The organism is Caulobacter sp. (assembly GCF_965279145.1).
Classification (GTDB): Bacteria; Pseudomonadota; Alphaproteobacteria; order Caulobacterales; family Caulobacteraceae; genus Caulobacter.
Map to the genome: position 1 here is coordinate 3,906,189 of NZ_OZ257139.1, position 24,769 is coordinate 3,930,957.

Annotated in this window: 23 protein-coding genes; 9 read left to right on the plus strand and 14 right to left on the minus strand. The window is 66.4% G+C overall.

Going from position 1 to position 24,769, the window contains the following annotated elements; translation table 11 throughout:
* Positions 1-22 precede the first annotated feature (22 nt).
* On the plus strand, positions 23-1,576 hold the full coding sequence (locus tag ACQY9P_RS18215) for an AMP-binding protein (RefSeq protein ID WP_421737816.1): 1,554 nt from the start codon (positions 23-25) through the stop codon (positions 1,574-1,576).
* Here ACQY9P_RS18215 and ACQY9P_RS18220 read toward each other — a convergent pair.
* The 7 genes from ACQY9P_RS18220 to ACQY9P_RS18250 all read right to left on the minus strand — a co-directional run bounded on the left by ACQY9P_RS18220 (position 1,573) and on the right by ACQY9P_RS18250 (position 9,358).
* The gene (locus ACQY9P_RS18220) at positions 1,573-3,075 is read right to left on the minus strand and encodes a DUF6880 family protein (protein WP_421737815.1); all 1,503 of its coding nucleotides are present in this window, start codon (positions 3,073-3,075) and stop codon (positions 1,573-1,575) included. The genes ACQY9P_RS18215 and ACQY9P_RS18220 overlap by 4 nt on opposite strands.
* Positions 3,076-3,083: 8 nt before the next feature.
* On the minus strand, positions 3,084-4,484 hold the full coding sequence (gene lpdA, locus ACQY9P_RS18225; RefSeq protein ID WP_421737814.1) for a dihydrolipoyl dehydrogenase: 1,401 nt from the start codon (positions 4,482-4,484) through the stop codon (positions 3,084-3,086).
* Positions 4,485-4,566: 82 nt separating this feature from the next.
* The gene (locus ACQY9P_RS18230) at positions 4,567-5,043 is read right to left on the minus strand and encodes a glutathione peroxidase (protein ID WP_421737813.1); all 477 of its coding nucleotides are present in this window, start codon (positions 5,041-5,043) and stop codon (positions 4,567-4,569) included.
* Positions 5,044-5,069: 26 nt separating this feature from the next.
* Positions 5,070-6,344 (minus strand): pyruvate dehydrogenase complex dihydrolipoamide acetyltransferase, encoded by a 1,275-nt coding sequence (locus ACQY9P_RS18235; RefSeq protein WP_421737812.1) that lies wholly within the window; start codon positions 6,342-6,344, stop codon positions 5,070-5,072.
* A gap of 161 nt (positions 6,345-6,505) precedes the next feature.
* Complete coding sequence (locus ACQY9P_RS18240; protein WP_421738300.1) at positions 6,506-7,855, minus strand: pyruvate dehydrogenase complex E1 component subunit beta; 1,350 nt, start codon at positions 7,853-7,855, stop codon at positions 6,506-6,508.
* 2 nt (positions 7,856-7,857) lie between these two features.
* Complete coding sequence (pdhA, locus tag ACQY9P_RS18245; RefSeq protein ID WP_421737811.1) at positions 7,858-8,889, minus strand: pyruvate dehydrogenase (acetyl-transferring) E1 component subunit alpha; 1,032 nt, start codon at positions 8,887-8,889, stop codon at positions 7,858-7,860.
* A 172-nt stretch (positions 8,890-9,061) separates the two neighbouring features.
* The gene (locus tag ACQY9P_RS18250; RefSeq protein WP_421737810.1) at positions 9,062-9,358 is read right to left on the minus strand and encodes an FtsB family cell division protein; all 297 of its coding nucleotides are present in this window, start codon (positions 9,356-9,358) and stop codon (positions 9,062-9,064) included.
* Between the two features lie 342 nt (positions 9,359-9,700).
* On the opposite strand from ACQY9P_RS18250, the gene ACQY9P_RS18255 reads away from it, so the two are divergent.
* Positions 9,701-10,288: a hypothetical protein gene (locus ACQY9P_RS18255; protein WP_421737809.1), complete on the plus strand. Its 588-nt coding sequence runs from the start codon at positions 9,701-9,703 to the stop codon at positions 10,286-10,288.
* A gap of 21 nt (positions 10,289-10,309) precedes the next feature.
* On the opposite strand, the gene eno is transcribed toward ACQY9P_RS18255, so the two are convergent.
* Complete coding sequence (eno, locus tag ACQY9P_RS18260) at positions 10,310-11,590, minus strand: phosphopyruvate hydratase (RefSeq protein WP_421737808.1); 1,281 nt, start codon at positions 11,588-11,590, stop codon at positions 10,310-10,312.
* A 112-nt stretch (positions 11,591-11,702) separates the two neighbouring features.
* On the opposite strand from eno, the gene ACQY9P_RS18265 reads away from it, so the two are divergent.
* Positions 11,703-12,473, plus strand: a complete 771-nt coding sequence (locus tag ACQY9P_RS18265) for an enoyl-CoA hydratase (RefSeq protein ID WP_421737807.1) — start codon at positions 11,703-11,705, stop codon at positions 12,471-12,473.
* A gap of 2 nt (positions 12,474-12,475) precedes the next feature.
* Here the strand turns inward: ACQY9P_RS18265 and ACQY9P_RS18270 are convergent, their stop codons facing one another.
* From ACQY9P_RS18270 to secG, 4 genes are all read right to left on the minus strand, one after another.
* The gene (locus ACQY9P_RS18270) at positions 12,476-13,393 is read right to left on the minus strand and encodes an aspartyl protease family protein (RefSeq protein ID WP_421737806.1); all 918 of its coding nucleotides are present in this window, start codon (positions 13,391-13,393) and stop codon (positions 12,476-12,478) included.
* 177 nt (positions 13,394-13,570) lie between these two features.
* On the minus strand, positions 13,571-13,753 hold the full coding sequence (gene rpmF / locus ACQY9P_RS18275) for a 50S ribosomal protein L32 (protein ID WP_007671126.1): 183 nt from the start codon (positions 13,751-13,753) through the stop codon (positions 13,571-13,573).
* A 116-nt stretch (positions 13,754-13,869) separates the two neighbouring features.
* On the minus strand, positions 13,870-15,522 hold the full coding sequence (locus tag ACQY9P_RS18280; RefSeq protein ID WP_421737805.1) for a CTP synthase: 1,653 nt from the start codon (positions 15,520-15,522) through the stop codon (positions 13,870-13,872).
* Positions 15,523-15,598: 76 nt separating this feature from the next.
* The gene (secG, locus tag ACQY9P_RS18285) at positions 15,599-16,054 is read right to left on the minus strand and encodes a preprotein translocase subunit SecG (protein ID WP_421737804.1); all 456 of its coding nucleotides are present in this window, start codon (positions 16,052-16,054) and stop codon (positions 15,599-15,601) included.
* 141 nt (positions 16,055-16,195) lie between these two features.
* Here secG and ACQY9P_RS18290 point away from each other — a divergent pair, with 141 nt between their 5' ends.
* Positions 16,196-16,711: a GNAT family N-acetyltransferase gene (locus ACQY9P_RS18290; RefSeq protein WP_421737803.1), complete on the plus strand. Its 516-nt coding sequence runs from the start codon at positions 16,196-16,198 to the stop codon at positions 16,709-16,711.
* 746 nt (positions 16,712-17,457) lie between these two features.
* Here ACQY9P_RS18290 and tpiA read toward each other — a convergent pair.
* Positions 17,458-18,219, minus strand: a complete 762-nt coding sequence (gene tpiA / locus ACQY9P_RS18295; RefSeq protein WP_421737802.1) for a triose-phosphate isomerase — start codon at positions 18,217-18,219, stop codon at positions 17,458-17,460.
* Positions 18,220-18,380: 161 nt separating this feature from the next.
* Here tpiA and ACQY9P_RS18300 point away from each other — a divergent pair, with 161 nt between their 5' ends.
* Both ACQY9P_RS18300 and trpE read left to right on the plus strand, forming a co-directional pair.
* A complete protein-coding gene (locus ACQY9P_RS18300; RefSeq protein WP_421737801.1) occupies positions 18,381-20,333 on the plus strand; it encodes a peptidyl-prolyl cis-trans isomerase in 1,953 nt (650 codons plus the stop codon).
* Positions 20,330-21,868, plus strand: coding sequence for an anthranilate synthase component I (gene trpE, locus ACQY9P_RS18305; RefSeq protein ID WP_421737800.1), 1,539 nt, complete (start codon positions 20,330-20,332; stop codon positions 21,866-21,868). Before ACQY9P_RS18300 ends, trpE begins: the two co-directional genes overlap by 4 nt.
* An 18-nt stretch (positions 21,869-21,886) precedes the next feature.
* Here trpE and ACQY9P_RS18310 read toward each other — a convergent pair whose 3' ends face one another.
* Positions 21,887-22,093, minus strand: a complete 207-nt coding sequence (locus ACQY9P_RS18310) for a hypothetical protein (RefSeq protein WP_421737799.1) — start codon at positions 22,091-22,093, stop codon at positions 21,887-21,889.
* Positions 22,094-22,234: 141 nt separating this feature from the next.
* Here ACQY9P_RS18310 and ACQY9P_RS18315 point away from each other — a divergent pair, with 141 nt between their 5' ends.
* From ACQY9P_RS18315 to trpC, 3 genes are read left to right on the plus strand one after another with little or no spacing between them, the layout of a single operon-like run.
* Entirely contained in the window at positions 22,235-22,831 is a 597-nt protein-coding gene (locus tag ACQY9P_RS18315) for an anthranilate synthase component II (RefSeq protein WP_421737798.1), read from the plus strand.
* 7 nt (positions 22,832-22,838) lie between these two features.
* Positions 22,839-23,867: an anthranilate phosphoribosyltransferase gene (gene trpD, locus ACQY9P_RS18320; RefSeq protein ID WP_421737797.1), complete on the plus strand. Its 1,029-nt coding sequence runs from the start codon at positions 22,839-22,841 to the stop codon at positions 23,865-23,867.
* Positions 23,864-24,652, plus strand: coding sequence for an indole-3-glycerol phosphate synthase TrpC (trpC, locus tag ACQY9P_RS18325; protein ID WP_421737796.1), 789 nt, complete (start codon positions 23,864-23,866; stop codon positions 24,650-24,652). The genes trpD and trpC overlap by 4 nt, the downstream gene beginning before the upstream one ends.
* The last annotated feature ends 117 nt before the right edge of the window (positions 24,653-24,769 follow it).

Consider the following 24,769-nt stretch of genomic DNA (forward strand, 5'->3'; position numbering starts at 1 on the left):
TTTTCGGGGAGGTTTCGGCGGGATGCCGGTAGTTTTTAAAGCGGAAGACGGCCAGAAGGCCCTCTTCGACGCCCTTGTCGATGCGCGCGACACCTACGGCGCAAAAAAACCGATCCTTGAAGATCAGGACCGCAACCCCCTCAGCTACACCGATCTGATCCGGGCGAGCTTTGCCCTTGGCCGCAAGATCGCGGCCATGACCAGGCCAGGCGAGAACGTCGGCGTGCTGCTGCCCTCGGGTTCGGCGGCCGTTGTCACCTTCTTCGCCCTGCACGCCTTCGGTCGCGTGCCAACCATGCTGAACTTCACGGCCGGCCTGCGAAACCTGAAGGCCGCCTGTCATCTGGCCAAGGTCACCCGCGTGCTGACCGCCCACAAGTTCATCGAGCTTGGCAATCTGCACGACATCGTCGATGCGCTGGAGGCCCAGGCGACCATCACCTATCTCGAAGACGTGCGCGGGACGATCGGCCTGGCCGACAAGTTGTTCGCCGCCGCCGCCGGCCTGTTCCCGCGTCAGTTCCGCGCGCCGGCCAAGCCGTCGGACCGGGGCGTGGTGCTGTTCACCTCCGGCAGCTTCGGCGCCCCGCGCGGCGTGGTGCTGAGCCAGGCCAACATGGTGTCGAACGCCGAACAGGTCGCGGCCCACATCGCGCTGGATCCTGACTGGGTGTTCTTCAACCCCCTGCCCGTCTTCCACTGCTTTGGCCTGACGGGCGGCGTGATCCTGCCGCTGCTCAAGGGCATGAAGGCGTTCCAATATCCCTCGCCCCTCCACACCAAGCAGATCCCGGCCCTGGTCAAGGACGTCGGCGCGTCGGTGCTGTTCGCCACAGACACCTTCCTCAACCACTATGCGCGGGCGTCGGACAGCGATGAGCTGTCGGGCCTGAAATTTATCGTCTGTGGCGCTGAAAAGGTTCGGGAAGAGACGCACAACCTCATCCACGAAAAGTTCGGCCCCGTGCCCGTGCTCGAAGGCTATGGCGCAACCGAGGCTTCGCCTGTGATCGCGGTCAACAAGCCTGACGACAACCGCCGCGGCACGGTCGGTGGCCTGCTGCCCGGCCAGGAGTTCCGCGTCGAGCCCGTCGAAGGGATTTCAGGCGGCGGCAAGCTGCTGGTGCGCGGCCCCAACATCATGCTGGGCTACTTGCGCGAAGACGGCGGTGTCGACGCTCCGGACGGCGGCTGGCACGACACCGGCGACGTCGTCTCGATGTCCGACGACAACTGGATCACCATCAAGGGCCGGGTGAAGCGCTTCGCCAAGATCGCCGGCGAGATGGTGTCGCTGACGGCTGCGGAAGACCTCGCCTCGGCGGTTTGGCCCGACGGCCGGCACGCGGTGATCTCGATGCCTGACAAGAAGAAGGGTGAGAAGCTGGTGCTCGTCACCGACCGCCACGACGCCGCTGTCTCTCAACTGGTGGCTCACGCCCAGACCATCGGCGCGCCTGAACTGGCGGTGCCGCGCAAGATCCTGAAGGTGCCGGAAGTGCCCGTGCTGGGCAGCGGCAAGACAGACTATGTCGCCATACAGCGGATGGCCGATCAGGACGCGAGGGCGGCCTAGAAGGTTCCACCCAGGGCTTCCAGCTCGGCGCGGAAGCCCTGTTTGCGGCCATGCGTGGCCCGCAGGTCGGCCATGAAGGTCTCGTGGTCCGGGAACTCGCCGAAATTGGCGATCATCGGCGCCAGGGATTCCGTCTCCAGCCATTGCTGGGCGGCGGCCCTGTAGCGGCCGGCCACGCCATAGGTCAGCACGTTGCGGATCATGGCCCGCAGCAAGAGGGTCGCGGCCAGCGGATAGGCGCCTTCAAGGCGGCGCGCAGCGGCCGTCAGCAGGTCTTCGTCCGCGCCGTTGATCGCGCCGTGACGGTTGATGATCAGTCGCGCCGCCGCGGCTAAATCGGGCCACTCGATCAGAAACGCCAGGGCGGCGTCGAAGCGCGGAAACTCGGCGGCGATCTTCTTGGCGTCATCCTCGGCGACCACGTCGTCAAAGTCCGGCAGGCCCTTCAGGAACGCCCTGAGCCTCGGTATCGACAGGGTGGCCTCGAACGCCGCCCAGCGCCGGCGCTGGGCCTCGTCCTGGCGGCCATTGGCCTGTAGCGCCTGGAGATAGACATCTTCCCAGGCGGCGCGCTCGACCGGATCGTCAGGCTCGGCGCGAACCGACAGCAGCCCTCGCGGCTTGACCGTCGCCACGGCAGCTTCCAGAGCGGCCAGCGCCTCCCCCGCCTTGCCAGCAGCCAGAAGACGACGCCCGATCTCGGCGGCGATGGCGGGAAACCGGCGCTGCGTCTCGCTGAAGGTCGCGATAAACGCCCCCACGTCGCCATTGATGTCGGCAAGGCGGCGCAAGGCGTCCCGGACCACTGACGCCTTGACGTCATAGGCGCCGGCCGACCGCGCGGGGCGCTGGGTCAAGGCGGCCTGCAGACGCTCACCCAGTCGCGCCTGACCCGCCACGCCCAGAGACGGGGCCGCGACAGAGACTAGTGGGCCGAATACGAAATGATCGTCGCACAGGATCAGCCGGGCCACCCGGTCGGCCAGATCGACCGGCGCGATCTTGGCGCTCGGGGCGATGTCGCCGACCGCATCCCGCGCCTCGGCAAATACCTCACCGATCGGCCCCTCGGGTTGACTGATGCGATCAAAGACCGAACCGGCCAGGTCCAGGAAATCCATCAGCAGCTTCAGGGCCGCCTTGGGATCGCTCTCCGTAAGGCGCTGGATCATCCGAAAGTGCAGATCCAGATCGCGCGCGAAGGCGGCGCGCTTGCGCCAGTGGATACGCGAAGTGGCCTTGGCGATGGCCGCCAGACGCTTGGAGATCTCCAGCGCCAGACCCTCGGGACTGGCCTCGGCGAACAGCTCCAGCCGCAGGGCGCGCTTGACGTAGCTGTCGACCGACAGATCCATCAGGATCGTCGCCAGCCGCTCCGCGCCCAAATCGGCGAGGTTGGCCTCAGAAAGGGTGGTCTTCGACCCCTTCCTGATCTTGGCCGCAACCTTGATCCCAGCCTTGGCCGGCTTGTCGGTCGTCGTGGCCGTCGCGCGCGCCATTCAGGCCCCTAGATGTGCAGCACCCGTCCATACGCGTCGAGCGTGGCTTCGTGCATGGCTTCCGACATAGTCGGGTGAGCGTAGACGATTCCGTGCAGGTCTTCCTCGGTCGCTTCCAGCGTGATGGCGGTGACGAAGCCCTGGATCATCTCGGTCACTTCGTGGCCGATCATGTGAGCGCCGATCAGGGCGCCGGTCTTGCCGTCGAACACCACCTTCACGAAGCCCTCGGTCTCGCCGGCGGCCACGGCCTTGCCGTTGACCTTGAACGGGAAGCGGCCGGCCTTCACGTCGATGCCGGCCGCCTTGGCGGCGGCTTCGGTGTAACCCACCGAGGCGACCTGCGGGTTGGCATAGGTGCAGCCCGGGATCGGCGAATGGACGGCCGGGGTCTTGTAGCCGGCGATGAACTCGGCGGCATGGATGCCTTCGTGGCTGGCCTTGTGCGCCAGCCAGGGCGCGCCGGCGACGTCGCCGATGGCGTAGAGGCCAGGCACGTTCGTCTCGCCGTGCTTGCCGGTGACGACATGGCCGCGATCGGTGGTCAGGCCCACCGCTTCGGTCCCTTCGGTATTGGGCACGATGCCGATGGCGACGATGCACTTCTCGGCCGTCAACTGTTCGGCCTTGCCGCCGACCTCGACCGACACCGAGACGCCCGTGGCGGTCTTGTCGATCTTGGTGACCTTGGCGCCGATGCGGAACTTGATGCCGCGCTTCTCGAACGCCTTCTGGGCGGCCTTGGAGACCTCGGCGTCCTCGACCGGCATGATCCGGTCGACGGCCTCAACGACGGTCACGTCGGCGCCCAGGGCGCGATAGAAGCTGGCGAACTCAATGCCGATGGCGCCCGAGCCGATCACGACCAGCGACTTGGGCATGGTCTTGGGGGCCAGGGCGTCGCGATAGGTCCAGACCTTGTCGCCGTCCGACACCGCGCCGATGGCGGGGATATTCCGGGCCCGCGCGCCGCTGGCCAGGATCACATTTTTCGCCTGGATCGTACGGCTGCCGCCGGCCTTCAGGGCCACGACCACCTTGGGAGCCGGCGCACCCTTCTCGAGCTTGGCCTCGCCCTCGATGACCTCGATCTTGTGCTTCTTCATCAGGAAGGCGATGCCGCTGGACATGGTCTTGGCCACGCCGCGCGAACGCTCGATGATCTTGCTGAAGTCGAACGCCGGCTTCTCGACCGACAGGCCGTAGCTGTCCAGATGCGACAGCTGCTCGAAGATCTCGCCGGACTTCAGCAGGGCCTTGGTGGGGATGCAGCCCCAGTTCAGGCAGATGCCGCCCAGGTTTTCGCGCTCGACGATCGCCGTCTTCAGGCCCAGCTGGCTGGCGCGGATCGCGGCCACATAGCCGCCAGGACCGGCGCCGATGACGACGACATCGAATTCCGTGGACATGGTGTTCTTACCCTAGCTTGGACGTCGCCCGAGGGGAGCCGGGCGGCCTCGATCGATCGGCCTGCAAGCCGATCCGGGAGAATTAGAGCAGCGCCTCGACCGCGACCTTGAGGTCTTCGGGCTTGGTGGTGGGAGCAAACCGCTCGACGACTTCGCCGTCGCGGCCGATCAGGAACTTGGTGAAGTTCCACTTGATGCCCTCGGTACCCAGCACGCCCTTCTGTTCCTTCTTCAGGAACGCATAGAGCGGATGGGCCGAAGGGCCATTGACGTCGATCTTGGCCAGCATCGGGAAGGTGACGTCATAGGTCAGCGAGCAGAAGCTGGCGATCTCTTCGGCGTTCCCGGGCTCTTGGGCCCCGAACTGGTTGCAGGGGAAGCCCAGGATGGTCAGGCCACGATCCTTGTAGTCGCGGTAGAGCGCCTCAAGGCCTTCATACTGCGGGGTGAACCCGCACTTGCTGGCCGTGTTGACGATCAGCAGAACCCGCCCGCGATAGTCGGCCAGGCTCACGTCCTGGCCGTCCAGCGTCTTGGCCGAGTAGTCATAGACCGACATGGCGCTCTCCCTGCCCTTTCCGGTGATCAGACGATCAGGGTCAGCGGCTCTTCGATCAGCGGCTTGAAGGCCGCCAGGAATTTGGCGCCGATCGCGCCATCGACGACGCGGTGATCGCAGGTCAGGGTCACGGTCATCACGGTGGCCACGGCCAGTTGGCCGTTCTTGACCACGGGACGCTGCTCGCCGGCGCCCACGCTCATGATCGCGCCCTGCGGCTCGTTGATGATCGAGGCGAAGGCCTTGATGCCGAACATACCCAGGTTGGAGACCGAGAAGGTGCCGCCCTGGAATTCCTCGGGCTTCAGCTTCTTGGCCTTGGCGCGGGCCGCCAGATCCTTCACCTCGGCAGAGATCTGGGCCAGGCCCTTGGTCTCGGCGGCGCGCACGATCGGGGTGATCAGGCCACCGTCGATGGCCACGGCCACCGCGATGTCGGCGTGCTTGTGCATGGCGATGCCTTCGGGCGTGTACGAGGCGTTAGCCTCCGGCACGCGCTTGAGGGCCACGGCCACGGCCTTGATGATGATGTCATTGACCGACACCTTCACGCCCTGATCCGCCAGCAGGCTGTTGATCTTGGCGCGCGCCGCCAGCAGGCCGTCGATCTCGAGATCGATGGTGAGCGGGAAGTGCGGCACGTCGCGGAAGCTGTCGGTCAGACGGCGCGCGATCGTCTTGCGCATGCCGTCCAGCGGAACCAGATCGTAGGAGCCGGCGGGGATGCCCATCTGCTCCAGAGACAGCGCCTGGCGTGGCGCGGCGGCGGCGGCCGGAGCCGATGCGGCCGCTGTCGTCCTGGCCGGCGCGGCGCCACCCTTGCCGGCGGCTTCGACATCAGCCTTGACCACACGGCCGTGCGGGCCGCTACCCTTGACAGTCTTAAGGTCCAGGCCCGCGACCTGGGCCAGACGACGGGCTAGAGGGGAAGCCAACACACGGTCGCCGTTCTGGGCGACGGGCGCGGCGACGGTTTGAGCCGTGGCTGCCGGCGCAGGCGCGGCGGCCTTGGGCGCTTCAGTGGCGGGCGCGGCCCTGGGCGCGGGCGCTGGGCTGTCGCCCTCTCCCACCAGCTTGGCGATCAGGGCGTTGACCTTGACGTTTTCGGTCCCGGCGTCGACCAGGATGGCCTCGACCACGCCTTCGTCGACGGCTTCGACTTCCATCGTCGCCTTGTCGGTTTCGATCTCGGCGATCACGTCGCCGGCCTTGACGGTGTCACCCACCTTCACATGCCACTTGGCGAGGGTGCCCTCTTCCATGGTGGGTGACAGGGCGGGCATCAGGATGTCGATCGACATTGAGCTTCTTCCTCAAGCGTTCGGGACGTTGTCGGCCGGGCCGTCGTCCGCGCGATCTCGCGCCGGGGCGAGGTGTTGTTCTTGGCCGGAATCGAAACGGCTCACATCCAACAGGTATGCAGCGATCGCCGCCATCCCGCCAGACGTGAGCCGCGTCTTCATCAGCGGTAGCAAACCTTCTTGGCGGCCGAGACGATCTTCTCGACCGACGGTAGCGAGAGGGCTTCCAGATTGGCCGCATAGGGCAGCGGCACGTCTTCCTGGTGCACGCGCAGGGGCGGCGCATCCAGGTAGTCGAAGCCGTGCTCGGTGATACGGGCGACGATCTCGGCACCGACGCCCATCGGACCCCAGCCTTCCTCGGCCGTGACCAGACGGTTGGTCTTCTTGACGCTCTGCAGGATCGTCTCGTGATCCATCGGACGGATGGTCCGCAAGTCGACGACCTCGGCCGAGATGCCTTCCTTGGCCAGTTCGTCAGCGGCCTTCAGCGCGAAGCCCACCATGCGGCTATAGGCCACCAGGGTGACGTCCGAGCCTTCGCGGCGGACCTTGGCCTTGCCGATCGGCACGACGTAGTCCTCGACATCCGGGATGTCGAACTCGATGCCGTACATCATCTCGTGTTCGAGGAAGACGATCGGGTTCGGGTCGCGGATGGCGGCCTTCAGAAGGCCCTTGGCGTCGGCCGCGTCATAGGGCGCGATGACCTTCAGACCGGGAACGTTGCCGTACCAGGCCGCGTAGTCCTGGCTGTGCTGGGCGCCGACGCGGCTGGCCGCGCCGTTGGGGCCGCGGAACACGATCGACGACTTGATCTGGCCGCCCGACATGTAGAGCGTCTTGGCGGCCGAGTTGATGATGTGGTCGATCGCCTGCATGGCGAAGTTCCAGGTCATGAACTCGACGATCGGCTTCAGGCCGGCCATCGCAGCGCCGACGCCCATGCCGGCAAAGCCGTGCTCGGTGATCGGGGTGTCGATCACCCGCCTGGCGCCGAACTCCTGCAGTAGGTCGCGGCTAACCTTGTAGGCGCCCTGATACTGGGCGACTTCCTCGCCCATCAGGAACACGCGGTCGTCGCGACGCATCTCTTCGGCCATGGCGTCGCGCAAGGCGTCGCGCACGGTGATCTTCTTCATCGGCGTGCCGGCCGGAATCTCCGGGTCGGCAAAGGTCGAGGCGGCGGCGATTGTAGCCGGCGCGGCCGCGACCGGCGCGGTGGCCGGAGCGGCGTCGGCGACGGGCGTGATCGGAGCCGGCGGCGCGGCCCCGGCTTCGCCGGCCAGACGCGCGATCGGGGTGTTGACCTTCACGTTTTCCGAACCGGCGGCGATCAGCAGCGCTTCGATGACGCCTTCGTCCACGGCTTCGACTTCCATCGTCGCCTTGTCCGTTTCGATCTCGGCGATCACGTCGCCGGCCTTCACGGTGTCGCCTTCCTTGACCAGCCACTTGGCCAGCGTGCCCTCTTCCATCGTGGGCGAGAGGGCGGGCATGAGGATGTCCACGCTCACTGGGCGGCCTCCAAGTATACGTCGGTATAGAGTTCGGACGGGTCCGGCTCGGGGCTGGTGCGGGCGAATTCCGCGGCTTCGGCGACGATGCGCTTCACCTCGGCGTCGATGCCCTTCAGGTCGTCCTCGGTGACGCCGGCCTTGGCCAGGCGTTCCTTGATGTGATCGATCGGATCGCGCGTCTGCTTGACCTCGTCGACTTCTTCCTTGGTCCGGTACTTGGCCGGGTCCGACATCGAGTGACCGCGATAGCGATAGGTCTTCATCTCAAGGATATACGGGCCCTGGCCGCTGCGCGCGTGCTCGGTGGCGCGTGCGCCGGCCTCGCGGACGGCAACAATATCCATGCCATCAACTTCCTCGCCTGGGATCCGGAACGAGACGCCGCGCTTGTGGAAGGCGGTCTCCGAGGCCGAACGCTCGACGCTGGTGCCCATGGCGTACTGGTTGTTCTCGACCACGTACACGACCGGCAGCTTCCACAGCTGGGCCATGTTGAAGCTCTCATAGACCTGGCCCTGGTTGGCCGCACCGTCGCCGAAATAGGCGTACGAGACGTTGCCATTGCCCTTGTAGTGGTTGGCCAGAGCTAGCCCCGTACCCAGCGCGACCTGGGCGCCGACGATGCCGTGGCCGCCGTAGAAGCCGGTCTCGATGTCGAACATGTGCATCGAGCCGCCCTTGCCACGCGACGAACCGCCCGCGCGACCGGTGAGCTCGGCCATGACTTCCCTGGGATCCATGCCTGCGGCCAGCATGTGGCCATGGTCACGGTAGCCCGTAATGATCTGGTCGCCCTTCTGTTGGATCGACTGCATGCCGACCGCGATGGCTTCCTGACCGATGTAGAGGTGGCAGAACCCGCCGATCAGGCCCATGCCGTACAACTGACCAGCGCGCTCCTCGAAGCGACGGATCAGCAGCATGTCCTGATAGAACTTGAGAAGCTCATCCTTGCCGACGAAAGCGTTGACACCGGTGTCACTCGCCTTCTCCCCGGAAGCTTCACTCTTGCGCGTACGCGCCATTCAAATCTCCCTGGCCAATCTTCATCGCGGCCTTCATCCCAGAACACATCCCGCCGAATTAGTCGTCGGTTCCGCGAAGGAAGTGCTCGTCATGTCACGCCAAGACCACTCCCGGTTCGGATAATCCGAGGAGCGATCGTCAATCCGCGCCGAAAGCAACAATCCGACCCCGCTAACGCTTGGTGCGGATCACATAGTCCTTCGGGTCGGCATATCCCAGGAGCGAACGCGCGCGTTCTTCCAAGAGGTCGGCCGACAGACTGCCGTTGCGTAATAGACGAGCGCGGGCCTCCAGGTCCATCCTCTCCGCGCGGATCTTCTTGAGTTCCTTCGTCTTGGCGGCGAGATCGGCGTTGCGTTGAGACGTCGATAGGAGGCCGCGCTCGCCGGTCAGGGCGTGAAACGCGAAGTAGAAGATCAGGAAGAAGATCGCTGCGGTCGGCAGGATCGGTTGCAGTCGGGCGAACATCAGAGAATCCCGAGAAGGGAGTCTCAGACTCTCAGATCGTGCTTAACGCCTTCTAAACCGGGCGATCGGAGGGCGCCCCCGGGCCGCCTACGAGACCCCGATGCGATGCTTTCAAATGAGATGGTTTCATCGGCATCTAGATGCCGCATTGCAGCACCCTGCTCGCATCCGCGAAGCCGCGTTTTTCGACCATTCAAGTGGGGAAACCGCCGCTTATAGAAAAATTGTTGGTGAATTTTCGCGCCCGAACAATCGTTTACCGTCTGAACGCTGTTTTCGCCCGAGAATCGCCATTCTTACCAAACTCTCTATCAGCCAAAGGTTGAGGAGGGAGAATTTGCCATGATGGATAGACGAGGCCTGTTGCTGTCGATCGGCGCAACGATAGCTCCAGCCGTGGCTCTGGCTGACGAGGGCGTGGTCAAGGGACGCAAGGGCGGCCCCAATATGATCAAGGGCAATCCCCCCAAGCTCGACTTCGGCGGAGGCCTCATTGTCCCGATGAACGCCTCGATCTTCCGGACTCTCTGGGAGGGGGAAGATCGCTGGATCACCTACGGCCGGGCGTTATCAACCCAGAAGGCTCGCGCCATGGGACAGTCCGAACACGCCGCCATTGGGTCGATGAAACTCATGCTGCTTACACTGGTCTTCGCGCCGGATAGGCTGGAGCGCTTCGAGACCTGCGGCTGGAAGCTGAAGTCGGGAGACACAGCCGACCTCGTCAAGGGCGATATCGCCCTGCCCGGCCGCCCTGTCATGCCGACGGTGGATGAGGTCTCCAGTTCGATGGGGCAGGCCCCAGAAGGCGGCGCTGTCGGTGATCCCGCCTTTCACGCCATCACCGGCTACATGGTCATGAAGAAGGATGCCCCGCTGACCTACATAAAGGAAAAGGCGCAACTTCTGTCCGAAGCCGCGCCTTCCTGAAGTCCCTGACTCTGGAGACCGCTAGCGGCCCTTGAGCGCCGAACGACCAGCGTAGACACCTTGATCATCCAGCATTTCCTGGATGCGCAGCAGTTGATTGTACTTGGCCAGCCGGTCAGAGCGGGCCAGCGAGCCAGTCTTGATCTGGCCGCAGTTCAGCGCCACGGCGAGGTCGGCGATGGTCGAGTCCTCGGTCTCGCCAGAGCGGTGGCTCATGACGCTGGTGTAGCCGGCCCGATGGGCCAGATCCACGGCGTCGATGGTTTCCGACAGCGTGCCGATCTGATTGACCTTCACGAGGATCGAATTGGCCAGGCCCTTGTCGAGGCCCATCTGCAGGCGCGATGAATTGGTAACGAAGAGATCGTCGCCGACCAATTGAACCTTCTTGCCCAGACGATCGGTCAGCAGCTTCCAGCCCTCGAAATCGTCTTCGGACATGCCGTCTTCGATCGACAGTATGGGGAACTTGTCGGCCAGGCCCGCCAGGTACTCGACCATGCCGGCCGGATCCAAGCTCTTGCCTTCGCCCTCCAGCTCGTACTTGCCGTTCTTGAAGAACTCTGTGGCCGCCACATCGAGGCCGAGGACGAAATCGTCACCGGCCTTGTAGCCCGCGGCCTCACCAGCCTTGACGATGAACGCAAGGGCGTCTTCGGCGGAACCGAGGTTGGGGGCGAAGCCGCCCTCATCGCCGACATTGGTGTTGTGGCCGGCGTCCTTCAGAGCCTTCTTCAGCCCGTGGAAGATCTCAGCGCCCATCCGAAGGGCTTCCGAAAAGGTCGGCGCGCCGGTCGGCAGGATCATGAATTCCTGGATATCGATCGGGTTGTCAGCGTGGGCGCCGCCATTGATGATGTTCATCATCGGGGTCGGCAGCACGCGGGCGTTCACGCCGCCGACGTACTTGTAGAGCGGCTGCCCAGCGGACTCCGCGGCAGCCTTGGCCGTGGCCAGCGAGACGCCGAGGATGGCGTTGGCGCCCAGACGGGCCTTGTTGGGCGTCCCGTCCAGATCGATCAGCAGTCGATCCACGCGACGCTGATCTTCGGCGTCGACGCCCGACAGGGCGTCGAAAATCTCGCCGTTCACGGCGTCAACGGCCTGAAGCACGCCCTTGCCCAGATAACGGCTCTTGTCGCCGTCGCGCTTTTCATTGGCTTCATGAGCGCCCGTGGAAGCGCCCGAGGGTACTGCGGCGCGACCGAAGGCGCCGTCTTCCAGAATGACATCGACCTCGACCGTCGGGTTTCCCCGGCTATCGAGAATTTCGCGGGCGATGATGTCGACGATCTCGGTCATGGCGTTCCTCAAGGCGAAATGGCGCGGGAGCCTTAGCCGCCAAGGCGGCTCGGCGCAACTTGACTTACCTTTCGGACGGCGCGTGATCATCATTCATCAGAAGGAGAACGCGATGCTGATCGTCGAACGCAGCGGCCCTGTCGCCGTCGTCACGCTGAACCGGCCCGAGGCGATGAACGCCCTGTCCAAGGCGCTGAGGTCCGCGCTCCACGCCGCGATGATCGAGCTCGACGCCGATCCTGACGTTAGTGTGGTCGTCCTGACGGGTGCCGGCGAGAAGGCCTTCACGGCGGGTCTGGACCTGAAAGAGCTCGGCAGCGATCCCAAGGCTATGAGCGCCGCCAACGACCAGGGCGCGGCGTCCAATCCGGTCAAGGCGATCGAGTTGTGCCGGAAGCCCGTGATTGGAGCGATCAACGGCGTGGCCATCACCGGCGGCTTCGAGCTGGCCCTCGCCTGCGATGTGCTGATCGCGTCGGAAAACGCCCGCTTCGCCGATACGCACGCTCGCGTCGGGATAATGCCTGGCTGGGGCCTGTCACAGAAGCTGTCGCGCCTGATCGGGATCTATCGCGCCAAGGAGTTGTCCCTGACCGGCAACTTCCTGGACGCCGCCACCGCGGCGGACTGGGGCCTGGTCAATCGGGTGGTTCCCGCCGCGGACCTGATGCCGACGGCGCTAAAGCTGGCCGCCGATATGGCGTCGATCCCGGTCGAGACGTTGTCGTTCTACAAGGGGCTGATCGACGAAGGCTTTGGCCGCTCGTTCCGCAAGGGTCTGGAGATCGAGCACGAACGGTCCAGCGCCCACAATCGCAAGGTGACGCCGCAGGCGGTGGAGGCGCGCCGTATCCAGGTCCAGGCCCGAGGTCGCGACCAGTAGCCTCAGGCGTTCACCGTTCGTGGCGTCGTGACATTGCCCATCCGGAAGACCACCCGCCCCGCGCCGAAGTCCAGTTCGACCCGGGCGAACATCCGCAGCACGTCGACACCCAGCAGGATCGCCGGTCTGTTGAGCACGCCCCAGACGTCGAAGATGTGCACATCGGCGAAGGCCATGGGCAGGTTGGTGATCCGCACGTCGCCCAGGGTCATGGATGGCGCGATGCGGAACTCGCCGATCGAGACCTCGCCGGCCGCCGTGAGCAGTTGAGCCGGGCGAACGGCGTCGCCGCTCTTGCGCCGGCGCGTGGCGATGGCGCGGGAGAGCGCCATGTTGCCGATGCTGACGCCACCGCCGGAATCGATGAACGCCAGGGCCCTGGCACCGGCGACGCGGCAGTCGACGACGGTCAGACGGCCATACCGGTCATCGGCGCTGACGGAGACCTCACGAGACAGCTGGACAAGATCCAGGCTCGAGCGGCTCCGGCGGATCTCCAGACGCCTGCTTCGGAAATCCATGATCACGTTGCGCCCTTCGAGGACGTCGACGCCCAGCAGACCATCGGCGCCGACGCGCTCGGGAGGCAGCACCGGCAGGCTGACGCCGCGCAGGCTGGCGTCCCCGACCGTGAGCTGATCGATCCGGGCTGTAGGGCTGATCTGCGAACCGCTGACGCCGTGCACGAGGACGTCCTTGCCACGAGCCAGGTCCAGCCGCGAAGCCAGGTCGGCCGAGAGCACGCTGCGATCGGCTCCGGTGTCGACGATAAACTGGAACGGCCCGAGCCCATTGATCATCACCGGAATGGTCAGGCGGTCATCGGCGTCCAGGGACGCATCGAGGAACAGCACCGGATCGGGCGTGGTCGGAATGGGCGGCGGCGTCGACTGCTGAGCCTGGGCCGCGCCCTGGCTCATGAATGACAGTCCCAGTCCCGCCGTTATGAGTCGGCGTGTGAGCATGGGCGGATCTCCCTGACCCGCTCAGCTAACGCCGTTTTCTGCGCGACGGCGACAAAAAAGCGCCGGAACGAAAAACGCCGCCCGGGCAAGCCCTGGCGGCGTCTTCGAACTCACATCCGTGACGGAGAGACCTTAGTCTTCCTTGGGGGTGAGGATTTGCTTGCCGTTGTACAGACCCGTCTTCAGGTCGACATGGTGCGGGCGGCGCAGTTCGCCCGAGTCCTTGTCTTCCACGAACGAGTTCGCGCCCAGGGCGTGGTGCGACCGGCGCATGTTCCGGCGAGAAGGCGAAGTTTTTCTTTTGGGAACGGCCATCGAAGTGACTCTGCTCGCTGAGCTTGAAAATCGGAAGCGGCGACTCGGGGAATGCCCAGGCCGCCGCGTGAGGGCGCGCTTATGCCTGAATCTCTTCAGACATGCAACAGCGCCTGTTAGACCAGCCTGCCCTGCTCTTTCGCCGCGGCGATAAAGCTGGCGAACAGCGGGTGCGGCGCGAACGGACGGCTCTTCAGTTCCGGGTGGAACTGGACGCCGATGAACCACGGATGGTCCTCCCGTTCGACGATTTCGGGCAGCACGCCGTCAGGCGAGCGTCCCGTCAGTTTCAGGCCGGATTCCTCCATCCGGTGGCTGTAGCCGATATTGACCTCGTAGCGGTGCCTGTGGCGCTCGCTGATGGCCGTATCGCCATAGATCTTGGCGACCTTGCTTCCGGGCGTCAGCACGGCGTCAAAGGCCCCCAGGCGCATGGTGCCTCCCAGGTCGTCGCCAGAGCGACGCTGGACGGTCTCATTGCCCTTGATCCACTCGGTCATGATCCCGACGACCGGACGGTCGGTGGGGCCAAATTCGCTGGACGAGGCGTCGGTGATTCCGGCCACGTTGCGCAGGGTCTCGATGACGGCCATCTGCATGCCGAAACAGATGCCGAAATAGGGCACCTTGCGCTCACGGGCGAACTGGGCGGCGCGGATCTTGCCCTCTGCCCCCCGCTCGCCGAAGCCGCCGGGCACCATGATGGCGTTGGCGTTTTCGAGGCGAGCCGCGGCCGCGCCGGGATCGCCCTCGAAGGTCTCGCTCTCGACCCAGTCGAGATTGACCTTCACCTTGTTGGCCAGGCCGCCATGGTGAAGCGCCTCGATCAGCGACTTATAGGCGTCCTTCAGGACGGTATATTTGCCGACCACGGCGATGGTCACTTCGCCGTCGGGATGGTTGACGGTCTCGTCGATCGCTTCCCAGCGCGAAAGGTCGGGCTTGGGCGCGTCGCTCATGCCGAACACGTCCAGCACCTCGGCGTCCAGGCCTTCCTTGTGATAGTCGATCGGCACCGCGTAGATCGACGAGGAGTCCATCGCCTGGATCACGGCGCTGGGCCGCACGTTGCAGAACTGCGCGATCTTGCGCTTTTCCTCGACCGGGATGTCCTGCTCGCAGCGGCACAGCAGGATGTCGGGTTGGATGCCGATCGAGCGCAGTTCCTTGACGGAGTGCTGGGTCGGCTTGGTCTTCATCTCGCCGGCCGTCTTGATGTACGGCAGCAGCGTGAGGTGGACGTAGCAGCTCTGGTTGCGCGGCAGGTCCTGGCGCAGCTGGCGGATGGCCTCGAAGAACGGCAGACCCTCGATGTCGCCCACCGTGCCGCCGATCTCGACCAGCACGAAGTCGACCGGCTTCTCGCCCGTCTCGTCCATGGCCGGCGACAGGACGAAGTCCTTGATCTCGTTGGTGACGTGCGGAATCACCTGGACGGTCGCGCCCAGATAGTCGCCGCGCCGCTCCTTCTCGATGATCGTCTTGTAGATCTGGCCGGTGGTGATGTTGTCGGCCTTGGTCGCCGAAACGCCGGTGAAGCGCTCGTAGTGGCCAAGGTCGAGGTCCGTCTCGGCGCCGTCGTCGGTCACGAAGACCTCGCCGTGCTGATACGGGCTCATCGTGCCGGGATCGACGTTGAGATAAGGGTCGAGCTTACGAAGGCGGACCTTGTAGCCACGAGCCTGGAGGAGCGCACCGAGCGCTGCGGAGGCGAGGCCTTTTCCAAGCGAGGAAACCACGCCGCCGGTGATGAAGATGTACCGGGTCATGGGCGCTCAGATTAGCCGCGATTCGGCGATCGCGTCGAAAAGACCGACGTTCATCAACAGCTTTCGCTGCAAACGCTTACTGGGCGGGGGCTTTGGCCGGCGCCTGGGCGGGCGCCGGGGTCGGCGCGGGCGTCGCGGCCGGAGCCCCGGACAGCGAACCGTTGATCTGCGGCGTCGGCGCCTGGATCGCGCCCGGCTGGGCGGTCGAAGGCGCCTGAGTGGCGGGAGCCGTCGACGGGGCTGGCGCGTTCAAGGACTTGGTGTCGAGATTGTCGATCTTCAGGCGATCGATGGCCGAACCGCCACCCATGCGACCGGTCAGCAGGGTCAGGATCAGGCTGATGAACAGGAAGACCGAAAACAGGATCCAGGTGATGCGGGTCAGCAGGTCGCCGGCCCCCCGCGCCGTCATGAAACCGGTGTTGCCGCCGCCCATGCCAAGGGCCCCGCCCTCGGAGCGTTGCAGCAGGACCACCCCGATCAGGCCGAGGCAGACAACGATATTGATGGCCAGCAGGATGCCGATGAGCATGAGGAAACTGATCTCGATCCGGGCGACGGGACAATCCGTCGTGTAAAACGAAGCGGCCCCTCTACCACTAGCGGCGCGCGCACGCCATAGCTGGGAAGGGCGTCGGGCAACTCAAGGCCCCAAGGGGAGCCAAACAGCCGAATGATCCTGGAAACCGAACGCCTGACCCTGGCGCCGTTGACGACCTCGGACGCGCCGCTTGTCTATCCGTTCCTCAGCGATCCTGAAGTCATGGCCCACTGGGATCAGGCCCCCATCGAGGACCCCGACGAGGTCGCGGCCTGCGTGGAGGCCCAGGTCGCCGAGATGGAGCAGGGCAAGGCCCACTACTGGGCGCTGCGCAATTCCGGGACGGGAGCCTTCATCGGGTCTTGCGAACTGGTCGATATCGACCAGCGCCATCACCGGGCCGAACTGCGATTCATCGTCGCTCGCCAGGGCTGGGGCCAGGGTTACGGGATCGAGGCCGTCCGCGCCGTCCTGGCCCACGCCGCCTCGATCGGCCTCAAGCGCCTGAGCGCCCGCACCCACGTCGGCGACAGACGCGCCGAGCGCTTGCTGGAAAGCCTGGGCTTCGAGGAAGAGGGCTACCTGAAGGGTCATGTTCAGCGCGAGGGCGAGCGGCGCGATTGCCGGATGTATGGGTTGCTGTTGTAGGCGGACACGGCTTCTCAGCCTCACGCGGCATCAGCCACTGAAGGGGTTGGGGAGGCGCGAAGCGGCCGGGACGAACCCGGATGACCGTGATGTGTTTTGTGCGTTTCGGCTCGACCTGTCCGCTCCGCCAAGCTGTTCTTGACCGTGAGGATTGGGGCACACGAGCGTCGGTTTCAGCTCTGATTCCCAATTAACCCCCGGACGGGCGCGCATCTTGTCGATCGGCTAATCCGTCTCGACGCCGACGATGTGCGATAGGCGGACTCTGATCCCCGCCCTGTGATCCGCGCCGTTCCGCGCCCAGGCTTCCGGTGGTCCCGGATCAATCCAACGAACAGACCACCATCGTCCCCGACGCGGGGCGTCGCGGCCCCGCTCAGCTTCATCACCCGTCGCCGCTTTGGGCCGGTACCAGGCGCCCTCCCCCTGCGACGGGGACAAGGAGAAGTATCCACCCGTTTTGGGAGCGGGGGATACAGAAGCGCGAGAAAGTTGGAAGGGATTGAATTCGCTCAGTTCGATTCGCTGAACGCGGAGGATAGAGCGCGACAGGTCCTCCCCATGAAGGGGGAGGCGGCCGTCAGGCCGGCGGGGGAAGACCGCAACGAGTCAACGGTCACTTCCCCCTCCGTCGCCTTTGGCGACACCTCCCCCGCTAGGGGGAGGACTTGGCGGCGCGTTCCCTACGCCCCGCTCCCCAGGCCACCCAGAGCCATGCCGGGCGGCCTCTCAACCAAGCCGCCCCATCACGCCGCCGCGATGATCGCCAGGAAATCGCTGGCCTTCAGCGAAGCGCCGCCCACCAGCGCCCCGCCGACCTCGGCCGTACGCAGGATCTCCGCGGCGTTGTCGGGCTTCACCGAGCCGCCATAGAGGATCGGAACGGTCGCGCCGTGATCGCCGAACAGGACCACCAGTTCGGCGCGGATGGCCGCGTGCATCTCTTCGATGTCGGGAAGGGTCGCCACGCGCCCCGTGCCGATGGCCCAGATCGGCTCATAGGCCACCGCGAAGGCCTGGCCCGCCAGGACGGCCGGCAGCGATTCGCGGACCTGACCGGTCACGACCGCCAGGGCCGAGCCCGCCTCGCGCTGCTGAAGGCTCTCGCCAACGCAGATGATGGGCTCCAGCCCCGCCGTCAGGGCGGTCTCGACCTTGGCCGCCACCAGGGCGCTGGTCTCGCCGTGATCGTCGCGACGTTCGGAGTGTCCCAGGATCACCAGGGCCGCGCCAGCGTCGACCAGCATCGGCGCGGCGATGTCGCCGGTGTGGGCGCCGCTGGTCTTCACATGGCAGTCCTGGCCACCGGTGAGGACGGCAGAGCCTTCCAGGGCCTGGCTGAGCCGATCCAGCAGCGTCGCGGGCGGACAGATCGCCACGCGCGCTCCGGCGGGCTTTTCATCAAGCCCGGCGGCGACCGCGCGGGCTTGATCGAGGGCCTGCGCGAGGCCGTTCATCTTCCAGTTTCCGGCGATCAGCGGCCGGGGCTTAGGGCTCGAAAGGGTCATGAGTAGCGTGTTGACCTCGCGCACCCTTGGGAAGTCAAGACCGCCGTGGCTTGCCCCCTCGCCTCCCCCTCTACTATACCCGCTCCTCGCGTCCGCCGCGTCGTCCCGGGTCACTTTGTCGGGGCGGTGCGCGCGCGATAGTCAGGAAGGTCTTCCCAGTCATGCTCGCCGGTTTCCGCACCTTCGCCAAATCGCCCCTCGCGGTGATCCTGTTTGGCCTGCTGATCGTCAGCTTCGCCGTGTTCGGGATCAGCGACGTGTTCAAGGGACCCCGCATCTCGGGCGTGGTCTCCGCCGGCTCGCGGTCGATCTCGCCGCAGGACTTCAAGGTCCGCTACGACAACTATCGCAAGGAAACCGAGCGCCGCACGGGCGAGGCCCTGACGGCCGACCAGGCCGTGGAGCGCGGCATTGATCGCCAGATCCTGCAGGAAGTGGCGCTCCAGGAATCGACGGCCGAAATGATCCGTCGGTTCGGCGTCCAGCCGTCCGACAAGCTGATCGGCAATGTGGTGCGCGAGCAGATGAGCAACCTGCCCCCGACCCAGCGCCCCTTCGACCCGATCACCGGAAAGTTCGATCCCAAGCTGTACCAGGCGCTGCTGGCCCAGGCCGACCTGACGCCCGACAGCTACCAGGCCTCGCTGCGCGACGACATCGCCCAGACCCACGTCTTCTCGGCCCTGGCCAATGGCCTGCACGCGCCGCGGATCTATTCGGTCCTGCAGGCGGCCTATGGCCTGGAAAGCCGCGATCTGGCCGCCTTCGCGATCAATCCCGCCAGCGTCGAGCGTCCGGCCAATCCGACCGACGCCCAGCTGGTCGCCTTCATGAAGCAGCACGCCGACCGCCTGACCCGCCCCGAAACCCGGGTGCTGTCGATCATGCGCGTCAGCGCCCAGGCGATCGCGCCGTCGGTCACGGTCGATCCGGCCGAAGTCCAGAAGACCTTCAATTTCCGCAAGGACACGCTGGCGACGCCGGAAACGCGCTCGCTGGTCCAGATCGTCGCGCCGGACGCCAAGGCCGCGACGGCCATCGCCCAGCGCCTGGCCAAGGGCGAGCAGCCCGCCGTGGTGGCCAGCGCCTACGGCAAGCAGCCAGTGATCCTCACCGACAAGCCGAAGTCGGCCCTGCCCGACCGCAAAGTCGCCGCCGCCGCCTTCGCCCTGGCCGCCGGTCAGGTCAGCGCGCCGATCGCCGGCGAACTGGGCCTTTCGGTGGTCAAGGTCACCAAGATCACGCCCGGAACCTCCGCCGCGCTCGAGAGCGCCCGCCCGGCCATCGAGGCCGAGCTGCGCGTCCAGAACGCCCAGGCCAAGGCCTATGACCAGACCCAGACCTATCAGGACGCCCACGACGCCGGCGCCGATCTGGTCGCCGCCGCCAGCAAGGCCGGGGCCATGGTGCTGACCACAGCGCCACTCACCGCGCAGGGAACCGACGAAACCGGCCAGCCGGTCGCCGGCCTGACCCCCGACATCCTGAAGACCGCCTTCGCCCTGTCGTCGGGCGGCGAAAGCGAACTGATCGAGATCGGCAAGGGCGAGTACTACGCCGTCAAGGTCGAGAAGGTCATTCCCGCCGCCCTGCCGCCGCTTGACGCCATCCGGCCGCAGCTGACCCAGGTGTGGCTGCAGAACGAGATGGGCGAGCGCATGCAGGCCAAGGCCGACGCCCTCGCCGCCCGCGTCCGCAAGGGCGAGTCGCTGGAAAGCGTCGCAGCTTCGACCGGCTCCAAGGTTCAGCGCGTGGCCGGCATCAGCCGCGAGAACGCCCAGCAGCATCAGGGCCTGGGTCGCGACCTGCTGATCGCGACCTTCGGCGCCAAGCCGGGCGGCATCTTCACCTCGCGCGCGGGCCAGATGGCCTTCGTGGTCGCCAAGCTCGAGGCCGTGCATCCGGGCGACGTCGCCGCAATGGCCCGCATCTCGCAGGCCGTGCGCCAGCAGACCGACGCCGGCGTGATGCGTGATCTGGGCGAGGCCGTCCGCGTCGCCGCCAAGGCCAGCCTGAAGACCAAGGTCAACCTGACCCTGGCCCGCCAGGCCATCGGCGTTGACACCGCCGCCCTGGCCAAGGCCGAGGCCGCCAAGACCGGCAAAGCCAAATGAGCCTTGAGCCCGCCTTCGACGCCTTCGCCCAGACCTATGACGCCGGCCGGCCCCAGGTGGTCTGGACTCGTCTGATCGACGATCTCGAGACGCCGGTTTCGGCCTATCTGAAAATCGGTCAGGGCCGGCCCTACGCCTTCCTGTTCGAAAGCGTCGAGGGCGGCGCCTGGCGCGGCCGCTATTCGATCGTGGCGATGAAGCCCGACCTCGTCTGGCGCTGCCACGGCGACAAGGCCGAGATCGCCGAGGGCGACGCCATCGCCCGGCGCGAGTTCACGCCCCAGCCCGGCGGCGCCCTGGACAGCCTGCGCGACGTGATCGCCCAGGCGCGCATCGACCTGCCCAAAGGGCTGCCGCCCATGGCCGCCGGCGTGTTCGGCGCCCTGGGCTACGACATGGTGCGGCTGGCCGAGCGCCTGCCCGACATCAACGCCGACACCCTGGGCGGTCTGCCCGACGGCATCATGACCCGGCCGTCGATCGTCGCCGTGTTCGACGCCATCGCCCAGGAGATCATCCTGGTCACGACCGTGCGTCCCAAGGCCGGCGTCTCGCCCACGGAGGCGCACGACGCCGCTCGCGCCCGCATCGAGACGGTCATGGCCGACCTGCGCCGTCCGCTGGCCCACGACGCGCCCCGCGCCGGCCACGCGCCGGTCGAGTTCACCACGCCCGTCAGCCGCGAGGACTATGCGGTCGTGGTCGAGAAGGCCAAGGAGTACATCCGGGCCGGCGACATCTTCCAGGTGGTGCCCAGCCATCGCTTCCGCGCGCCGTTCGACCTGGATCCGTTCGCGCTGTACCGCTCGCTGCGCCGGACCAATCCGTCGCCGTTCCTGTATTTCCTGAACCTGGACGGCTGCCATCTGGTGGGCTCCAGCCCCGAGATCCTGGTTCGACTGCGCGACGGCAAAATCACCATCCGCCCGATCGCCGGCACCCGCCCTCGCGGCGCGACGCTGGAAGAGGATCTGGCGCTGGAAGCCGAACTGCTGGCCGATCCCAAGGAACGCGCCGAGCACCTGATGCTTCTGGACCTGGGCCGCAACGACGTGGGCCGCGTGTCGATGTTGAAGGAACCGGGCCGCAACGAACCCGCCAAGCCCCACAAGGGCCCGCGGGTGAAGGTGACCGAGAGTTTCAAGGTCGAACGCTACAGCCACGTCATGCACATCGTCTCCAACGTCGAGGGCGTCGCGCCCGAGGGCGTGGATCCGGTCGACGTGCTGATGGCCGCCCTGCCCGCCGGCACGCTGTCGGGCGCGCCCAAGGTGCGGGCCATGGAGATCATCGACGAGCTGGAGATCGAGAAGCGTGGCCTCGGCTATGCCGGCGCGGTCGGCTATATCGGCGCCGACGGCTCGGTCGACACCTGCATCGTGCTGCGCACGGCCCTGGTCAAGGACGGCATGATGTACGTGCAGGCCGGCGGCGGCGTGGTCGCCGACAGCGATCCCGACGCCGAATATGACGAGACGCTGCACAAGTCCCGCGCCCTCAAGCGCGCCGCCGAAGAGGCTTGGCGTTTCGCTTAGGGGCGTTTCGCTTAGGGCCTACTCGCCCAGGCGGTCGCTCGGCAGGTGCTGGGTGACTGTCGGGGGCGCGATCACCATCACCGTGGCGAAGCTCAGGGCGCAGAAGGCCGCGAAGGCGGCGGCGGCCAGCACCGGAGCCATCTTCTGGCGACGCTCCCGGGGCCGCAGCAGCGCGCGGGCATAGGCGATGGCGACCGGGTCGAGGGCGGAATCACTGACGTCCATGCCCGCTAGGATGACGCACCCCACGCCCGACGCAATGCGGCGCTTTCGCCCGGGGACCACAGGCTGGGACCACAGGCAGAAAAACTCCTCTCACCTTTTTGCCGAACCCGAACTAAAAGCTGTTCTTCGAAAGGCGGCGTCATGATCCTGGTCATCGATAACTACGACAGCTTCACCTACAACCTCGTCCACTATCTGAACGAGCTTGGGGCCGAGACGGTCGTGCACCGCAATGACGACCTGACGGTGCAGGAGGCCCTGGGCCTGCGCCCGTCCGCGATCCTGCTGTCACCCGGCCCCAAGGCGCCGGACCAGGCCGGCATCTGCCTGCCCCTGCTGCGCGGCGCGCCGGAAGACATGCCGATCCTGGGCGTCTGCCTGGGCCATCAGGCGATCGGCCAGGCCTATGGCGGCGAGGTGATCCGCGCCAAGGAAGTGATGCACGGCAAGACCAGCCCGATCCGCCACGCCGACAAGGGCATCTTCAAGGGCCTGCCCAACCCCTTCACCGCCACGCGCTATCACAGCCTGGCGATCCGTCGCGAAGACCTGCCGGCCGAGCTGGAAGTCACCGCCTGGACCGACGACGGCGAGATCATGGGCGTGCAGCACCGCACGCGCCCGGTGCACGGCGTGCAGTTCCACCCCGAATCGATCGCCACCGAGGGTGGCCACCAGATGCTGGCCAATTTCATCGACCTGGCAGGCGTCAAACGCGACGCGGCGATCTGGGTCTAGGCCGACCATGTCCGACGCCTTCAAGCCGCTGCTGGCGAAGCTCGCCGACGGCCAGACCCTGTCCGAGGACGACGCCGAGGTCTTCTTCAGCGCCTGCCTGCGCGGCGAACCCACTCCCGCCCAGGTCGCCGCCGCCGTCACCGCCATGCGCCTGCGCGGCGAGACGGTGGGCGAGATCGCCGCCTGCGCCCGCGCCATGCGCCGCGCCGCCGTCAAGCTGGACCATCCCTATGACGTGGTCGACGTCTGCGGCACCGGCGGCGACGGCCTGCATACCCTGAACATCTCGACCGCCGTCGGCTTCGTGGCGGCGGGCGGCGGGCTGAAGGTGGCCAAGCACGGCAACCGCGCCATCACCTCGAAATCCGGCACCGCAGACGTCCTGACCGCCCTGGGCGTCAATATCGACGCCAGCCGCGAGCAGCAGCGCAAGGCGCTGGACGACGCGGGCATCTGCTTCCTGTTCGCCCAGGCCCATCACGGCGCGATGAAGCACGTCTCGCCGATCCGCCAGCAGTTGGGCTTCCGCACCATCTTCAATCTGCTGGGCCCGCTGACCAATCCGGCCGGCGCCCGCCGCCAAGTGGTGGGCGTCCCCGCCCCGCGCTTCGTCGAGCCCATCGCCCGCGCGCTTGGAGCCCTGGGGGCAGAGCGCGCCTGGTCGGTGCATGGCTCGGGCCTGGACGAGCTGACCACCACCGGCCCCACCGAGGTCGCCGAATGGCGCAACGGCGCGGTGCGCCTGTTCACCATCACCCCCGAAGCCGTCGGCCTGCCGCGCGCGTCGCTGTCCGACATCACCGGCGGCGAACCGGCCTTCAACGCCGCCGCCCTCACCCGCCTGCTGGACGGCGAGACCGGCCCCTATCGCGACATCGTGCTGCTCAACGCCGCCGCCGCCTTCCTGGTCGCCGACAAGGTCGAGACCCTCAGCGAAGGGATTGAAGCCGCCGCCGCGTCGATCGACAGCGGCGGAGCCAAGGCGGCTCTGGCCGGCCTTGTCGCGGCCACCAACACAAAGATCGCCACCGCATGACCGATATCCTGGCCAAGATCGCCGCCTACAAGCGCGACGAGGTCGCCGACCGAAAGCGTCGACGATCGTTCGCGCAGTTGGATGCGGCAGCCAAGAACGCCAACAGCCCGCGCGGGTTTCGCAACGCTCTGAAACACGCCCATACGCCGGGTCGCCTGGCCCTGATCGCCGAGATCAAGAAGGCCTCGCCGTCCAAGGGCCTGATCCGCGCCGATTTCGATCCGCCGGCCCTGGCGCGAAACTATGAGGCCGGCGGCGCGGCGTGCCTGTCGGTGCTGACCGACGGCCCAAGCTTCCAGGGCGCGGACGCCTATCTGATCGACGCTCGCGCCGCCGTCAGCCTGCCCTGCATCCGCAAGGACTTCCTGGTCGATCCCTGGCAGGTAGCCGAGAGCCGCGCCCTCGGCGCCGACGCCATCCTGGTGATCCTGGCCATGATCGACGATGTCGTGGCCGCCGAGCTGATGAGCGAGGCCGAGCGCCTGGGCATGGACGCCCTGGTCGAGGTGCATGACGAGGCCGAGATGGACCGCGCGGGTCAACTGGGCGCGACCCTGGTGGGCATCAACAACCGCGACCTCAAGAGCTTCATCGTGGATCTGGCCGTCACCGAGCGTCTGGCCGCCCAGGCCCCCAAGGACGCCCTGCTGGTCACCGAAAGCGGCATTTTCGTCCACGAGGACGTGGTGCGCATGGAAGCGGCCGGCGCGACGGCGATGCTCGTGGGCGAAAGCCTGATGCGGCAGAAAGACGTCACCGCCGCCACCAAGGCGTTGCTGGGCTAGGACCAAACCCCAAGACACTGCGGCGAAGTGGACTCTGGCGCTTTCGATGCCAGCCCCTCACGCTGCGCATCAAGACATCACGCCGTGTTCGGCACGGACGCGATCGCGCCGAGGGAG

Coding starts and splice junctions, on each gene's coding strand:
- ACQY9P_RS18280 (WP_421737805.1), bottom strand. CDS start 15,522: ATGACCCGGTACATCTTCATCACCGGCGGCGTGGTTTCCTCGCTTGGA.
- trpE (WP_421737800.1), top strand. CDS start 20,330: ATGAGCCTTGAGCCCGCCTTCGACGCCTTCGCCCAGACCTATGACGCC.
- secG (WP_421737804.1), bottom strand. CDS start 16,054: ATGCTCATCGGCATCCTGCTGGCCATCAATATCGTTGTCTGCCTCGGC.
- rpmF (WP_007671126.1), bottom strand. CDS start 13,753: ATGGCCGTTCCCAAAAGAAAAACTTCGCCTTCTCGCCGGAACATGCGC.
- ACQY9P_RS18220 (WP_421737815.1), bottom strand. CDS start 3,075: ATGGCGCGCGCGACGGCCACGACGACCGACAAGCCGGCCAAGGCTGGG.
- ACQY9P_RS18270 (WP_421737806.1), bottom strand. CDS start 13,393: ATGAGCCAGGGCGCGGCCCAGGCTCAGCAGTCGACGCCGCCGCCCATT.
- ACQY9P_RS18290 (WP_421737803.1), top strand. CDS start 16,196: ATGATCCTGGAAACCGAACGCCTGACCCTGGCGCCGTTGACGACCTCG.
- ACQY9P_RS18235 (WP_421737812.1), bottom strand. CDS start 6,344: ATGTCGATCGACATCCTGATGCCCGCCCTGTCACCCACCATGGAAGAG.
- ACQY9P_RS18310 (WP_421737799.1), bottom strand. CDS start 22,093: ATGGACGTCAGTGATTCCGCCCTCGACCCGGTCGCCATCGCCTATGCC.
- lpdA (WP_421737814.1), bottom strand. CDS start 4,484: ATGTCCACGGAATTCGATGTCGTCGTCATCGGCGCCGGTCCTGGCGGC.
- ACQY9P_RS18230 (WP_421737813.1), bottom strand. CDS start 5,043: ATGTCGGTCTATGACTACTCGGCCAAGACGCTGGACGGCCAGGACGTG.
- ACQY9P_RS18315 (WP_421737798.1), top strand. CDS start 22,235: ATGATCCTGGTCATCGATAACTACGACAGCTTCACCTACAACCTCGTC.
- ACQY9P_RS18300 (WP_421737801.1), top strand. CDS start 18,381: ATGCTCGCCGGTTTCCGCACCTTCGCCAAATCGCCCCTCGCGGTGATC.
- trpC (WP_421737796.1), top strand. CDS start 23,864: ATGACCGATATCCTGGCCAAGATCGCCGCCTACAAGCGCGACGAGGTC.
- ACQY9P_RS18215 (WP_421737816.1), top strand. CDS start 23: ATGCCGGTAGTTTTTAAAGCGGAAGACGGCCAGAAGGCCCTCTTCGAC.
- ACQY9P_RS18250 (WP_421737810.1), bottom strand. CDS start 9,358: ATGTTCGCCCGACTGCAACCGATCCTGCCGACCGCAGCGATCTTCTTC.
- ACQY9P_RS18265 (WP_421737807.1), top strand. CDS start 11,703: ATGCTGATCGTCGAACGCAGCGGCCCTGTCGCCGTCGTCACGCTGAAC.
- eno (WP_421737808.1), bottom strand. CDS start 11,590: ATGACCGAGATCGTCGACATCATCGCCCGCGAAATTCTCGATAGCCGG.
- ACQY9P_RS18255 (WP_421737809.1), top strand. CDS start 9,701: ATGATGGATAGACGAGGCCTGTTGCTGTCGATCGGCGCAACGATAGCT.
- trpD (WP_421737797.1), top strand. CDS start 22,839: ATGTCCGACGCCTTCAAGCCGCTGCTGGCGAAGCTCGCCGACGGCCAG.
- tpiA (WP_421737802.1), bottom strand. CDS start 18,219: ATGACCCTTTCGAGCCCTAAGCCCCGGCCGCTGATCGCCGGAAACTGG.
- pdhA (WP_421737811.1), bottom strand. CDS start 8,889: ATGGCGCGTACGCGCAAGAGTGAAGCTTCCGGGGAGAAGGCGAGTGAC.